Origin of the sequence: Citrobacter sp. MGH110 (genome assembly GCF_001037515.1) — a bacterium.
GTDB classification, from domain to species: Bacteria; Pseudomonadota; Gammaproteobacteria; order Enterobacterales; family Enterobacteriaceae; genus Citrobacter; species Citrobacter portucalensis.
This window is the reverse complement of record NZ_KQ089830.1, coordinates 543824-557608: the sequence shown is the minus strand read 5'-3', so window position 1 is coordinate 557608 and position 13785 is coordinate 543824. Positions and strand designations below refer to the sequence as shown.

At 52.1% G+C, this 13785-nt stretch carries 9 protein-coding genes; 2 read left to right on the top strand and 7 right to left on the bottom strand.

Going from position 1 to position 13785, the window contains the following annotated elements; translation table 11 throughout:
* Positions 1-2 precede the first annotated feature (2 nt).
* The 3 genes from wzc to SK38_RS02535 are packed head-to-tail and all read right to left on the bottom strand — an operon-like array spanning position 3 to position 3756.
* Positions 3-2165 (bottom strand): tyrosine-protein kinase Wzc, encoded by a 2163-nt coding sequence (gene wzc, locus SK38_RS02545; RefSeq protein ID WP_048235017.1) that lies wholly within the window; start codon positions 2163-2165, stop codon positions 3-5.
* The gene (wzb, locus tag SK38_RS02540; protein ID WP_032949610.1) at positions 2162-2611 is read right to left on the bottom strand and encodes a low molecular weight protein-tyrosine-phosphatase Wzb; all 450 of its coding nucleotides are present in this window, start codon (positions 2609-2611) and stop codon (positions 2162-2164) included. Before wzb ends, wzc begins: the two co-directional genes overlap by 4 nt.
* A 5-nt stretch (positions 2612-2616) precedes the next feature.
* Entirely contained in the window at positions 2617-3756 is a 1140-nt protein-coding gene (locus SK38_RS02535) for a polysaccharide export protein (protein ID WP_048235015.1), read from the bottom strand.
* 655 nt (positions 3757-4411) lie between these two features.
* On the opposite strand from SK38_RS02535, the gene SK38_RS02530 reads away from it, so the two are divergent.
* On the top strand, positions 4412-5995 hold the full coding sequence (locus SK38_RS02530) for a TerC family protein (RefSeq protein WP_032943936.1): 1584 nt from the start codon (positions 4412-4414) through the stop codon (positions 5993-5995).
* Between the two features lie 44 nt (positions 5996-6039).
* Here SK38_RS02530 and asmA read toward each other — a convergent pair whose 3' ends face one another.
* The 3 genes from asmA to udk all read right to left on the bottom strand — a co-directional run bounded on the left by asmA (position 6040) and on the right by udk (position 9234).
* A complete protein-coding gene (gene asmA, locus SK38_RS02525; RefSeq protein WP_048235014.1) occupies positions 6040-7893 on the bottom strand; it encodes an outer membrane assembly protein AsmA in 1854 nt (617 codons plus the stop codon).
* Positions 7894-7919: 26 nt separating this feature from the next.
* Positions 7920-8501 carry a dCTP deaminase gene (gene dcd / locus SK38_RS02520; protein WP_003834269.1) on the bottom strand — a complete coding sequence of 194 codons (582 nt, stop codon included), beginning with the start codon at positions 8499-8501 and terminating at the stop codon, positions 7920-7922.
* Between the two features lie 91 nt (positions 8502-8592).
* The gene (udk, locus tag SK38_RS02515; protein WP_003036776.1) at positions 8593-9234 is read right to left on the bottom strand and encodes a uridine kinase; all 642 of its coding nucleotides are present in this window, start codon (positions 9232-9234) and stop codon (positions 8593-8595) included.
* A gap of 315 nt (positions 9235-9549) precedes the next feature.
* On the opposite strand from udk, the gene SK38_RS02510 reads away from it, so the two are divergent.
* Positions 9550-12879, top strand: coding sequence for a diguanylate cyclase (locus SK38_RS02510; RefSeq protein WP_048236395.1), 3330 nt, complete (start codon positions 9550-9552; stop codon positions 12877-12879).
* Here the strand turns inward: SK38_RS02510 and alkA are convergent.
* The gene (gene alkA, locus SK38_RS02505; protein ID WP_048235012.1) at positions 12847-13716 is read right to left on the bottom strand and encodes a DNA-3-methyladenine glycosylase 2; all 870 of its coding nucleotides are present in this window, start codon (positions 13714-13716) and stop codon (positions 12847-12849) included. The two genes, SK38_RS02510 and alkA, sit on opposite strands and share 33 nt — an antisense overlap.
* Positions 13717-13785: the final 69 nt, after the last annotated feature.

Sequence of the window (13785 nt, the reverse complement as noted above, 5' to 3'; positions counted from 1 at the left end):
ATTTATTTCGCATCCGACGTGTATTCGTATTCGTAGTAGCCGTAATCCTGATACCCGCTGGCACGACGGAAGATCGAGTTGAGGATCACCCCTTTCACTTGGATGCCATTTTGCTCGAAGCGACTCAGGCTGGTTTCCACCTCTTTCAGCGTGTTGACCGCATAACGCGCCACCATCAGCGTGGTGCCGACATGACGGCCAACAATCGCCGCGTCGGTCACCGCCAGAATTGGTGGGGTGTCAATCAGCACCAGGTCATAGTGCGAGCTGGCCCAGGCAATCAGTTCGCCGAAACGCTCGCTCATCAACAGCTCGGAAGGATTGGGAGGGACTTGACCGCGAGGGATCAGATCAAAATGCGGAATCGATGTCGGTTTGGCGCTGGATGAGATATCCCCCTTACCAATCAGGATCTCAGACAGGCCGTTGACGTTATTGGTCCCCAGCAGTTCGTGGGTATAGCCTTTGCGCATGTCGCAATCGATCAACAGCACGCGTTTGTTGGTCTGGCTGATGACTGCCGCCAGGTTGGCGCAGACAAACGTTTTACCAATCGATGGGCTGACGCCGGTCAGCATCAATACGTTGTTACGCGCCTGCATCATGGCAAAGTGCAGACTGGTACGCAGGCTGCGGACCGCTTCTATGGCGAGATCCGTTGGATTCCCCACGGCCAACAGCTGGCTTTGCTTGTAGCGTTTCACACCTTTAATGGTCTGAACGTTATCACGCGCTTTTTGCCATTCAGATAGCGGAATACTGGCATACACGCTGATACTATGCTCTTCCAGCGCCTGGGGGCTTTCAATACCGCGATTAAACAGAGAACGCAGCAGTACGCCCACCACAGAAAGCATCAAACCAAGAATGATACTGCCGAGAATAATCAGCGCCGTTTTCGGCTTCAGCACGCCAGGCTGGGCAATCGCGGGATCGACAATGCGCACATCGCCAACCGTACTGGCCTCGGTAATCTTCAGTTCCTGTTGCTTGTTCAGCAACTGCATATAGACCTGCTGACCGGACTCCACATCACGCGTCAGACGAACAATTTCCTGCTGCGTTTTCGGCATCGCCGTTACGCGCCCGTTCAGCTTACTTTTCTCATCTTCCAGCGCCTGGCGTTTTTCCAGCAGCGTGCGGTACGCCGGATGCGCTTTGGTGAACAGCTTGGAAATCTCCGCTTCTTTGAAGGTCAGTTCATTCAACTGCGCATCGATATTCACCATCGAATCCAGCACCGCTTTGGCTTCCAGCGGCAAATCCACGGAGTCTTTATCCTGACGAAAGGCGTTCAGCTTGTTTTCAGCAACGTCCAGCCGATTACGCACCTCAGGCAGTTGCTTTGCCAGAAACGCCAGACTTTTGGCGGCCTCTTCAGATTTACGTTCCACGTTTTGTTGCAGATAGTTGCGGGTAATACTGTCGAGGATCTGGCGGATTTGCTCGCGGTCTTCGCCGGTAAAGGTCAGGCTCAATACGCCGGTGTCTTTGCCTGTTTCCGCCACCATCAGATTATTTTGCAGGGTGTTTATCATGCCCAGCGTGGAGAATTTGCTGACGGTAAATTGGCTCTCCGGGCTGGCATGAATCGCCTCAACCAACATCGTCACGCCATCGTGTTCCAACACTTTGCCGACTTGCCCCCGGGCGCTAAAACCCCCGTCACTCACCAGTTGATAGCTTTTGTCATTCAGCACATTGAGCGTGAAGGTCTGTTCATTCATTGCCTTTGGCAACGTGAAGGTGGTCACATTAACCGTTTCGTTCTGGCGGCCCATCAGCCGGTCCCAGCCCGCGCCAAAAATAGGGAATGTATCTTTGGTAACGGCGATATCGAGGTTAAGATCGTCTACCGTTTTCCCTAATACCAGACGCGACTGGATGAGCTGAATTTCCGCTTCCGAGGCCGGCGGTTTGTTCGACAACGCTGAGCCAATATCCTGCACCAGTGAATTTCCGGTATTTTGCTCAATTTGCACCAGCGCGTCCGCACTGTAGATGGGTGTGGCGAACAGCGTGTAGACCGCGGCACACAATGCAAAGCCCGCGGTAATGCCAAGAACCCACCAGCGGGCTTCCACTACCGTTGCGACCAGACGACCAATATCGATTTCATCATTGCCCGTTACCGGCGCAGCAGACTGTTTAACTTTTTCTGTCATTGTTTTCCCTGCTCTGCGTTCAGTGCCTGAGCCCATTGGCGGGCAGACCGTTCAAGTAATGCGTACACCGCGTCAAACGCATCACGGCTTTTACGATACGGATCGGGAATTTCGCGCTCGCTGTCCCAGTGCCCAAAAAGCATCACTTTGCCGCGCATCTCCGGCACCATTTCACACAAGGCAGAGATATGGCGCTTTTCCATGGTCAGGATCAGGTCATACTCCCGGCACATTCGTCCCGAGATCTGCCGGGCACAATGATTATCCAGTGACAGGTTGTGCGCCTGCGCCACGCTAATAGCACAGGGATCCGCGCCTTTCCCCACCAGCGCCCCAAGACCGGCTGAAGAGACCGTTAACGCCGGATGAAATTGCCTTAATAAGCGCTCTGCCGTCGGGGAACGACAAATGTTCCCCACACAGACAACTAAGATTTTGTTAAACATGATGATTACCAGTTGTGAAGGTCGCTGGCCGTGTCCGTCATATAGCGAACACCGCTAATAGTCGGCAGCAACTGATTGATCAAACGGTTCCAGCGAGCAACCGGTGCGGTAGTGACGTACACCACATCGTATGGCTGGAGTCGGAATGATGTTGCCATCACCAGCGACGTCGCATCGGACATATCAAGCTGATAGATATTGGCGATCTTGCCGTTGTTCCCGCCCTCACCTTTCAATGGTCGAATAACGAAAATGCCGCTGGCATTGGAGGTGGTCAGGTCAATACCTTCGGCATTGCCCAGCGCTTCGGTAAGCGTCATGCCGCTGAAGTCCATTTTGAGGGTGCTCTGTTTTTTCACTTCCCCCATTACGAAGACTTTCAGATCGTCATTACGCGGAACAAACAGAATGTCGCCAGGATAGAGCAGACGGTTCTGGCTCAGGTCGCCATTTTGCATCAGCGCTTGCAGTGAAATGCGTTGCTCCTGCCCTTTATGAGTCAGCACAACGTTGCGCCAGTCTGCTGCCTCGGTGAGACCGCCAGCGGCGTTAATGGCATCGAGAACGGTAAGCGGCACGTTGGTGATAGCCTGCTGGCCGGATTTGTTCACCTGCCCGGAGACATAGGCCTTCTGCGAGCGGAAAGCGGCGATATTAACGTCCACCTGCGGGTCAGCAATGTACTTCGCTAAGCGCCCGGTAATATCACTACGAATCTCTGCCAACGTTTTCCCTACCACGCTGACTTTGCCGATGTAGGGGTAAAACATGGTGCCATCAGGCTGCACCCAGTTGCCGGTATCGCTTGAGCTACGGTACTGCCCGGCCGGCGTGGTGAGTTCGGGATGGTCCCAGACGGTCACATTCAGGACATCCCCCGGGCCGACCCGGTACTGATATCCGGAAATCTCCTGGTCCAGCGACATATTTGGCTGGGCAACATTTGGTCGAGGACGTAATTGTTCGACCAGCCGTGGCGTGAGTGGATAAACATTCACCATGCGATCGATATCAAAATCAGCGTCATGCTGTTTAATCACATCTTTGCCCATCGTAGACATATTGCTGCCCGGAAGCACGGTACAACCGTTTATCAAGATCACCGATACCAATACTGGCATCAATTTAAGTTTGGATTTCATCATTGATTATTTATCACTTTGGCAGAGTATTTATCACATGCAATCTAAATAGCGACTTCGCCTGTACGTATTTACCTTGCCGTTAATTGAAATGAAATTTAACTGGCATCAGTCCTAAAAAAAATGAATTCATCTGCGGTCTCTTGACAGAATAATTTAGGCTTGTTTCAGGCGACCAGACACGCTACCGCCCCTGGCTTCACTAGCTACCAATGCACTGATTAATTTAAATTTTTATCTTCTCCTTTATTTTCATCACATTTACAGCGTTAACGCATCGGGAATGGCGCCACTGATTGATGAGGAAATATTTATCTTTTGATTATTACCGCAAGAATTGTTGCAGCTATGCGAATATCAGGCAAGATAACAAACCGCCGATACCTGGCTTTTAAGATTAATATTAAGCGTCGGATTTATATATTTTTAGGATTTTATTGATATTGACAATATTGATATAAAAATATCCCACCTGCGATATTTCCTAAATATGTTTAGATTAATAAAATCATTTCCTGTAGTTACATTAAGGCTATTATCCTGCATCAGTTCTGATATAACCGACAGAGAAATCCCTTCTCGCCATTGCATTTTTCGCCAGTTTTACCCATGATCGAATTGTGACAATTGTCATACAACTATGGGTATAGCATTTACTATGGAATGGATTGCCGATCCGTCAATCTGGGCCGGACTGGTCACGTTAATCGTGATCGAACTTGTTCTTGGCATTGATAATCTTGTTTTTATTGCCATCCTCGCGGAGAAACTACCTCCTGCCCAGCGGGATAAGGCGCGTATTACCGGGCTATTGCTGGCGATGGTTATGCGCCTGCTGCTGCTGGCATCAATATCCTGGCTGGTAACGCTGACCACGCCGCTGTTCAGCATTCGCGATCTCAGCTTCAGCGCCCGCGATCTGATCATGCTGTTCGGTGGTTTCTTCCTGCTGTTTAAAGCCACTATGGAGCTCAACGAACGGCTGGAAGGGAAAGACAGCGATAACCCCACCCAGCGTAAAGGCGCTAAGTTCTGGGGTGTGGTCGCGCAGATCGTGGTGCTGGACGCCATCTTCTCTCTGGATTCCGTCATTACCGCTGTTGGCATGGTCGATCACCTGGCGGTGATGATGGCGGCAGTCATTATTGCCATCAGCCTGATGTTGCTGGCCAGCAAGTCGCTGACGCGCTTTGTTAATAGCCATCCAACTATTGTTATTCTTTGTCTGAGCTTCCTGCTGATGATTGGTTTCAGTCTGGTGGCCGAAGGGTTTGGTTTCCATATCCCGAAAGGTTACCTGTACGCGGCCATCGGCTTCTCGGTCATGATCGAAGCATTGAACCAGTTGGCTATCTTTAACCGTCGTCGCTTCCTCTCAGCCAACCATACTCTGCGCCAGCGCACCGCCGAGGCGGTAATGCGGCTGCTGAGCGGGCAAAAAGAAGATGCTGAACTGGATGCCGAAACCGCGGCGATGTTGGCGGATCATCATGAAGGTCAGATTTTTGCGCCTCAGGAGCGGCGGATGATTGAACGTGTGCTGAACTTCAATCAGCGTACCGTCAGCAGTATCATGACCTCGCGCCATGATATTGAACATATCGACCTCAATGCGCCCGAAGCAGAAATCCGCGCCTTACTGGAAAAAAACCAGCATACGCGTCTGGTGGTCACTGGCGAAGACGAGCAGGAGGAACTGTTGGGCGTGGTGCATGTCATCGATTTACTGCAACAGTCTCTGCGCGGCGAACCGCTCGACCTGCGCGTCTTGATTCGCCAGCCGCTGGTGTTCCCGGAGACCTTGCCGCTGCTTCCGGCGCTTGAGCAGTTCCGTAATGCCCGGACGCATTTCGCGTTTGTAGCCGATGAATTTGGTTCCGTCGAAGGGATTGTGACGCTGAGTGATGTGATGGAAACCATCGCCGGCAATCTGCCAAACGAGGTAGAGGAAATCGACGCCCGCCATGATATTCAGAAAAACGCCGATGGTTCGTGGACCGCTAACGGACATATGCCACTGGAAGACCTGGTGCAGTACGTGCCTATCCCGTTAGACGATAAGCGTGAGTATCACACCATTGCCGGACTGTTAATGGAGTATTTGCAGCGCATCCCGAAAACCGGGGAGGAAGTCCAGGTTGGCGACTATCGGCTAAAAACCCTGCAGGTGGAAAATCATCGCGTGCAAAAGGTCCAGCTGATACCGCTACACAGTGAAGAAGAGATGGATTACGAGGTGTAAGTCACGAGCCGGATGGGGCATTAGCCACCATCCGGCAATATGAATCAGAGCTTATCCAGCAACTTTTTAACATCTTTGCCGTTGCGGGAATCTTTATTGCGATCTGCCCAGTCATTCAGACGACGTTTTGCTTCATCCTGCAGATGCTTACGCAAAAGCTGATCAACTTGCAGACTGTAGTTCAGTGATTGCCACTGGCCATAGACCCTGAGAGGAACCGGGGTGGCCTTCAGGAAACTAATCAACTTACTTTCGCCATCCCAACCGCCCAGCACGCGAATGTTAAACAGCGTGTCGCAATTCTGCTTCACCAGATCTAACGTTCCTTTGCCGGTTAGCGCCAACATCGCGGACTCCCCTGCCATGTTATCCAGCGTCACCTCACCGTTATCCAGCGTCATATCGGTTACAAAATGATCCAACCGGGTCACGTTATCGAGGTTTTGCTGAGATTTAACATCCCCACCGCTGCGTTCTACAGCCTGTTGAATCATCTGCTGGAAGTTCATCCCTTCCATTCGCGTATCGTTCATTTCGACATGGGCCTGCCCTTGCCAGCTATGGCGAAACGCCTGGGCATCAATATCTGAGCCGGAAAAATCTCCTGCCAGCGACAGCTTGCCGGTGAGTGCGATGGGGTAATCAAAGGCCTTCAAAATAGTGCCAATTTCCACACCTTCCAGGCGCGGATGAAAGACCGCTCGCGGTTCTCCCTTTCTGGCATCCAGCGTGCCGGGCAGTGAGATCAGCCCGCCATCACTTTTTCCCTGCAACTGCGCAATGTTCAGTAAGCCGAACCGGTTGTCTATTTTTGCCGAGACATTCTCAAACGCCATTTTCCGCCACAGTACTTTGTCAGCCTGCAAAGCGATGTCTGCCGAAAAACCCTTGAGTCCCTGATACGAAACGGCATCAACCTGGGAAGCAATGACGGGGCGCGCCAGCGTTGACTGACTCTGACCTTGCTGAACGTCACCTTTTGCTGTCGCCGCTGCGTCATGCTGTACGAGCAGGTTATCCAGATTGAGCTGACCAAATTTCAGGTCGACGGCCCATTCCGGTTTTTCCAACAAGGATACGTGCGCTTGCCCGGAGAACGAAGAGTCATTGGCGGTCAAATTTATCTGGCTGAACGAAAGCTGTTTTTTCTCTTCCAGCCATTGCGCCTGAAGATGTCCCTGACCGTTGATCCCCTGCGGCGGCAAATCGGCCCCCTGCAATTGCCAGCTTAACTGCTCGATATTCGCAGATAAGTTGTGCGGATAATCGGAGGCATCGACCGTACCGTTAAAGGATAACGCGAGATCGCGCTGATCGCGGTTCACACGCCCGGAAAAATCAAACGTGCCGCGGTGCTGGCTATCTTGTTCCATCTCCAGACGAATATCACGAACGGTAACTTGTTCATCGTCTTCATGCTGGAATACCAGAACACTGTCGGCAACGCGCAAACGGGCGATATCAAACGACCATCCTTTGTCTTCCGCCAGATCGGGCAACATATTGTCTTTTGGGGCAACAGGTGCATCTTTGCCGCGTACCGCCTCAGTTTGCGGGGTCAGTTGAATCACTGCGCCTTTGAGCATCACCTGCTTCACGCTGAGCTGGTGGCTCAACAGCGGCCACAACGCGACGTCGAGACGCATATTGTCGGCACGAACCAGAGGTTCGCTGGCACCTTCAGCCGTTAACACCACTCGCCCTGAGAGGATACTCAGTTGCGGCCATACGTGCCAACGCAGGGGGCCATCCAACTGCAGCTGATACCCACTACGTGCGGCAACCTGCTTGACCATATACGCGCGGAAATCATTCGGATTCACCAACAGTACTAACGCAGAAAAGCCAGCCACCAGCACGACCAGAAGAATCATCAGCGTCGTCAGAAATCGTCTCATGCTATCCCCAATGGACTGAAAAACACTCAGTCTTTATCGATCCGGCTGGCTACGGCGCCCTGCTGGTCGCGATACTTCGCATCCTGACGACGGTTGTATGGTCGCGCTGCCGGACCGGAAAGCGGTTCGAAACTTAGCGCGCCAATCGGCATGCCCGGACGCAGAGCCAGCGGTAATTTTCCGGAGTTGTAAAACTCCAGTACAATACAGCCAGACCAGCCCGGATCGATACGGTGTGCGGTGACGTGTACCATCAGTCCCAGACGCGCCAGAGATGAACGGCCATCTAACCAACCGACGAGATCGGAAGGCAACGTCACGGATTCGAATGTTACTGCCAGCGCAAGCTCACCCGGATGCAAGAAGAATGCCTCGCCGTCCTTGAGGACGATTTCATCACTCATCACGCGATCCAGCGCGGCGCTGACTTCATCTTTCGGTCCGCTCAAATCGATATACGCCGCCGTATGACCGCGGAACGTACGGAATTTGTTGCCAAGACGCACATCTACCGTGGCGCCATTGATTCGCTCGACAGGAGGGCGTGGAGTGATCGACAGGCGACCTTCATCCAACCAGGCTTCAATATCTCGGTCACATAAACGCATGGCACTTTCTCCTTTCGTGCTTCAAACCCTTAATGCCAGGTGCGTTAAGGGTGAACCAGGTTATCACTGAACGGTACACAATTCGCTGAACTTATTCAAAGAACTGACTGATTTTAGCCTTCAGAATATCGATGGCGATGCGGTTTTTACCCCCGCGCGGCACAATGATGTCGGCGTATTGCTTTGAAGGCTCAATAAATTGCAGGAACATTGGACGGACGGTTTTCTGGTATTGCGCCATCACCGAATCCATTGAACGACCACGTTCATTCACATCGCGCTTAATACGGCGCATCAGACAAATATCCAGCGGCGTATCAACAAAAATAGAAAAGTTCATCTCATCGCGCAAACGCGCATCCGTCAGCAGCAAAATGCCTTCCAGGATAATGACTTTCTTCGGTTCGATATGAATAGTGTCTTGCGTACGCGTGTGCTCAACATAGCTATAAACCGGCAGCTCAATGGCAGAGCCGCGTTTCAGCGTTTGCAGATGTTGAAACAGCAGGCTGTGGTCCATCGCGTTCGGATGGTCGTAGTTGGTTTTTACACGTTCTTCCATCGACAGATGGCTTTGATCTTTGTAATAGCTGTCTTCGGGAATAACGCCAATATGTTCGTCACCGACTTGTTCACGCAATTCGCGATAAAGAGTACTGGCAATAAGGCTCTTGCCGGAAGCCGATGCGCCGGCAATGCCGATAATGACGCACTGATGGGACTGATCAGTCATAAATTTAGCGACCTGATTAACCTGGATGTAAGGAAGGGCGGCGCCGAAACGCCAAACGCGGCAATTATAGGGATTTCAGCGGCGCGATGCCACCCCAGGCTGCACCAATGCTGTCCCTGTCGCAAATTAAAATGGTCAGATTTAGAACAGCCGCTATATTTATTCACCTGCCTTAGGAATTAATAGCTTGGGAGTGTTAATTTATGAGCAGCTGGCGTATAAATTGTAAATTGTTTGTACTAGCATAATCCCAGATTAAATGTGATGCGTCCGGCATCTCTGCTGGGCGACAACGGCTATTTGGGTAGAGTGGTAATGAGTAAACAATCCCAACATGTTTTAGTTACCTTACCCCATCCTCTACTGCGCCTGGCCAGTTTAGGTCTGGTGGCTTTCATCTTTACGTTGTTTTCGCTGGAACTATCACGTTACGGCGCACAGCTTGCCCCTCTGTGGTTTCCAACCTCTATCATGATGGTGGCTTTTTACCGTCACGCGGGAAAGATGTGGCCAGGGATCGCGCTGGCTTGCTCATTCGGTAGCATCGGCGCCTCTTTACTTTTTTTCCCCGGACAGTCGCTTAATTTCTCCTATACGGTCATTAACATTATTGAGGCTGTTGTTGGCGCAATGTTATTGCGTAAACTGCTGCCCTGGTACAATCCCTTACAAAATTTGAATGACTGGGCGCGCCTGGCATTTGGTAGCGCGGTTGTTCCGCCACTGTTGGGCGGCATTTTGATGTGGTTGTTGCTGCCGAAGGACACGTCGTTAAATACCTTTCTCATTTGGGTACTGTCAGAATCCATTGGCGCACTGGCGTTGGTGCCGTTAGGTTTACTGTTTAAACCACATTACCTGTTGCGCCATCGCGACCCGCGATTATTGCTTGAGACCCTGATTACCCTGCTGGTGACCTTAACGCTCAGTTGGCTGTCCATGATGTACATTCCATGGCCATTTACCTGCGTTATTGTCCTGCTGATGTGGAGCGCTGTCCGTCTGCCGCGTATGGAGGCGTTTTTAATATTCCTCAGCACCGTGATGATGGTTTCGCTGATGCTGGCTGCCGACCCTTCGCTACTTTACACCCCGAAACCGAACATGATGACGGACATCCCCTGGTTGCCGTTTTTGATGATCCTGTTGCCCGCTAATATGATGACCATGGTGATGTACGCGTTTCGAGCCGAACGCAAGCACATTTCAGAAAGCGAGTCACGCTTTCGCAACGCCATGGAATATTCCGCGATTGGCATGGCGTTAGTCGGTACCGAGGGGCAATGGTTACAGGCCAATAAAGCCTTGTGTCAGTTTCTGGGCTATAGCCAGGAGGAGTTACGTTCACTGACCTTCCAGCAATTAACCTGGCCGGAAGATTTGAACAACGACATTGAACAGTTGAACATGCTGGCACGCGGAGAGATTAATAGCTACTCCATGGAAAAACGCTATTACACCCGTTCGGGCGACGTCGTCTGGGCGTTGCTGGCCGTTTCGTTGGTGCGTCATAGCGACAATACCCCTCTCTATTTTATCGCGCAGGTTGAGGACATTAACGACCTGAAGCATACCGAGTGGATTAACAAACGGTTGATGGAGCGCATTACCCTCGCCAATGAAGCCGGGGGGATTGGGATCTGGGAATGGGAACTCCAGCCTGACGTGATCAGCTGGGATAAACGGATGTTCGATCTCTACGAAGTTCCTGCGCATATCAAGCCCAGTTGGCAAGTCTGGTATGAGTGCGTGGTACCCGAAGATCGTGAGTACGCCGAAAATGTAATTCGTGATTCACTGGCCGCACGGGCTCCGTTTAAGCTTGAGTTTCGTATCGCGGTAAAAGATGGCATACGCCATATCCGCTCGTTGGCCAACCGGGTACTGAATAAAGACGGTGAAGTTGAACGCTTACTTGGTATCAATATGGATATGACCGAAGTCAAGCAGCTTAACGAAGCGCTGTATCAGGAAAAAGAGCGCCTTCACATTACGCTGGATTCAATCGGCGAAGCGGTGATTTGTATTGATGTCGATATGAACGTGACCTTTATGAATCCGGTTGCTGAGAAAATGAGCGGCTGGCAGCAGGACAGTGCCATCGGCATTCCGCTATTGACGGTACTACATATTACTTTTGGCGAGAACGGTCCGCTGATGGAAAATATCTACAGTGCTGACATGTCGCGTACGGCAATCGAACAGGAAGTGGTCCTGCATTGTCGTAACGGCAACAGTTATGACATTCAGTACAGCATCACGCCCCTCAGCACCCTTGATGGTGGCAGCATTGGCTCGGTGTTGGTTATTCAGGACGTTACCGAGTCGCGGAAGATGCTCCGCCAGCTTAGCTACAGCGCCTCGCATGATGACCTGACCCAGTTGGCAAACCGGGTCAGCTTCGAAAACCATCTAAAACAATTGCTGCATTCGGTACACGACACGCACCAGCGTCATGTGCTGGTTTTTATCGACCTGGATCGTTTTAAAGCGGTGAACGACAGCGCGGGTCATGCCGCTGGAGATGCCCTGCTGCGTGAACTCTCAGCGCTTATGCTCAGCATGTTGCGATCCAGCGATATGCTGGCACGCCTGGGCGGCGACGAGTTTGGTCTGTTGCTACCGGATTGTAATATCGAAAGCGCCCGCTTTATCTCAGGTCGCGTCATCAGCGCCATTAATGATTACCACTTCATGTGGGAAGGCCGCTTACACCGTATTGGCGCCAGCGCAGGGATTACGCTCATTGATGAGAAAAACCATGTCGCGACCGATGTGATGTCTCAGGCCGATATCGCCTGCTACGCTGCGAAAAACAGCGGCCGTGGGCGAGTCTGTGTCTATGAACCTCAGCAAAGCCAGGCCCATGCCGCGCGTAGTCAACTGACATTGGATGAACAAAGACACACCATTATGCACAACCCAATGCTGATGATCGCCAGAGGTGTGGCTTCCCCGCGTATACCGGAGACGTTTAGCTTCTGGATTATTTCGCTTCGCTTAGGCACCGCTGAGGGTGAAGTCATTGAGGAGCAAGCCTTCCGCGCCGGGCTGGTCGATCCCGCGTTAAGCAAGGCGCTTGACCGTCGGGTATTTAGCGAGTTCTTCCAGAACTCTGCCCAAGCAGTAGCCAGTAAGGGCCTCAGTATTGCCCTGCCCCTTTCCGCCGTCGGCCTGCTCAACACAGAACTTATCGATGAGCTGCTGGAGCACTTGCAACGCAGTCCACTACCGCCGCGATTGCTGCATCTGACCGTTCCGGCAAGCGTCTTCAAAACCAACCCAACGCAGGCTATATCCGCCCTGCATCGACTGCGTCAGTACGGTTGTCGAATTGTATTAAGTCAGGTTGGTCGCGATTTAGAGCTCTTTGACAACCTGAAATATCGCATTGTCGATTACCTGTTGCTCGACAGCGAGCTAAGTGCCAGCGCTCCCGGCAACCTGATCGACGAAATGTGGGTGTCCATTATCCAGGGTCATGCCCAGCGCCTGGACATAAAAACTATCGCCGGTCCGGTGCAGTTGCCACTCATCATGGATACGCTTTCTGGCATCGGTGTTGATATGATTTATGGCGATATTATTGCCGATGCCCAACCGCTGGATCTGCTACTGAATACCAGTAATTTCGCCATCAACTGACGGTTGCCAGCCATCCGTATACCAAATATGTAACAGCGCATAGGAGCGCCAGGGTTTCCAGCGCTCTGCATACCGTCGGATCTGGGCCGGTGTCATGCCGGGAAAACGCTGCTTAATCAGATAGTCATCCGGCAGAAAAACATCTTTCGCCTGCCAACCACGTAGCGCGAAATAGTTGGCGGTCCAGCGCCCTATCCCGGGAAACGTTTGTAGCTGCTTAACGCCTTGTTCGATATCGGCAGGGGCTGTTGTCGCGAGCGTTCCTTCAAGGGTTGCATGAGCCAGGTGAATCAACGCTTCGGCGCGTTTGAGCGGCATTCCTAACGCTTTCAGGTGCAGCGGTTCGGCATTGGCAAGCGCTTCCGGCGTAGGAAAACACACATACTCGGGCGCATCCTCCAGCGCTTCCCCGTAAGCATGCGCCACTTTCGCCGTCAGTTTCGCCGCCATAGCCACGCTGACTAACTGCCCTAAAATCGCTCGTACTCCTTGTTCAAAAGCATCGACACTGCCCGGCAAACGCAGTCCCGGACGCGCTGCACCGAGGCTGCCCAGCGCGGCGATAATTTGCTGCGGGCAACAGCCAAGATCGAACAAGCGCGTTATTTTTGCCAGACACTCGGAGGCGACCGGCTGTAACCCTGTGCTCAACGTCACGTGTAGCACGTTGGCGTGCAGATCCGGGACAACGCGCACCAGACCACGATGCCCCCCTACGCACAGGCTTCTGACATAGCTCAGTTCCTCTACGGTTTCGACACCTTCAACCGCACGGGCGGCAAGAAATCCCAGCATCCAGGGCCAGTCATAAGGTGGTTGCCAGCTCAGCGTGAACATTCAGTTTTCCTTTTTACGCAAACCTACAGCATAAACGGTATTCAATCAGTACGCCTTGCTTTCATATTC

Coding starts and splice junctions, on each gene's coding strand:
- wzc (WP_048235017.1), bottom strand. CDS start 2,165: ATGACAGAAAAAGTTAAACAGTCTGCTGCGCCGGTAACGGGCAATGAT.
- wzb (WP_032949610.1), bottom strand. CDS start 2,611: ATGTTTAACAAAATCTTAGTTGTCTGTGTGGGGAACATTTGTCGTTCC.
- SK38_RS02535 (WP_048235015.1), bottom strand. CDS start 3,756: ATGATGAAATCCAAACTTAAATTGATGCCAGTATTGGTATCGGTGATC.
- SK38_RS02530 (WP_032943936.1), top strand. CDS start 4,412: ATGGAATGGATTGCCGATCCGTCAATCTGGGCCGGACTGGTCACGTTA.
- asmA (WP_048235014.1), bottom strand. CDS start 7,893: ATGAGACGATTTCTGACGACGCTGATGATTCTTCTGGTCGTGCTGGTG.
- dcd (WP_003834269.1), bottom strand. CDS start 8,501: ATGCGTTTATGTGACCGAGATATTGAAGCCTGGTTGGATGAAGGTCGC.
- udk (WP_003036776.1), bottom strand. CDS start 9,234: ATGACTGATCAGTCCCATCAGTGCGTCATTATCGGCATTGCCGGCGCA.
- SK38_RS02510 (WP_048236395.1), top strand. CDS start 9,550: ATGAGTAAACAATCCCAACATGTTTTAGTTACCTTACCCCATCCTCTA.
- alkA (WP_048235012.1), bottom strand. CDS start 13,716: ATGTTCACGCTGAGCTGGCAACCACCTTATGACTGGCCCTGGATGCTG.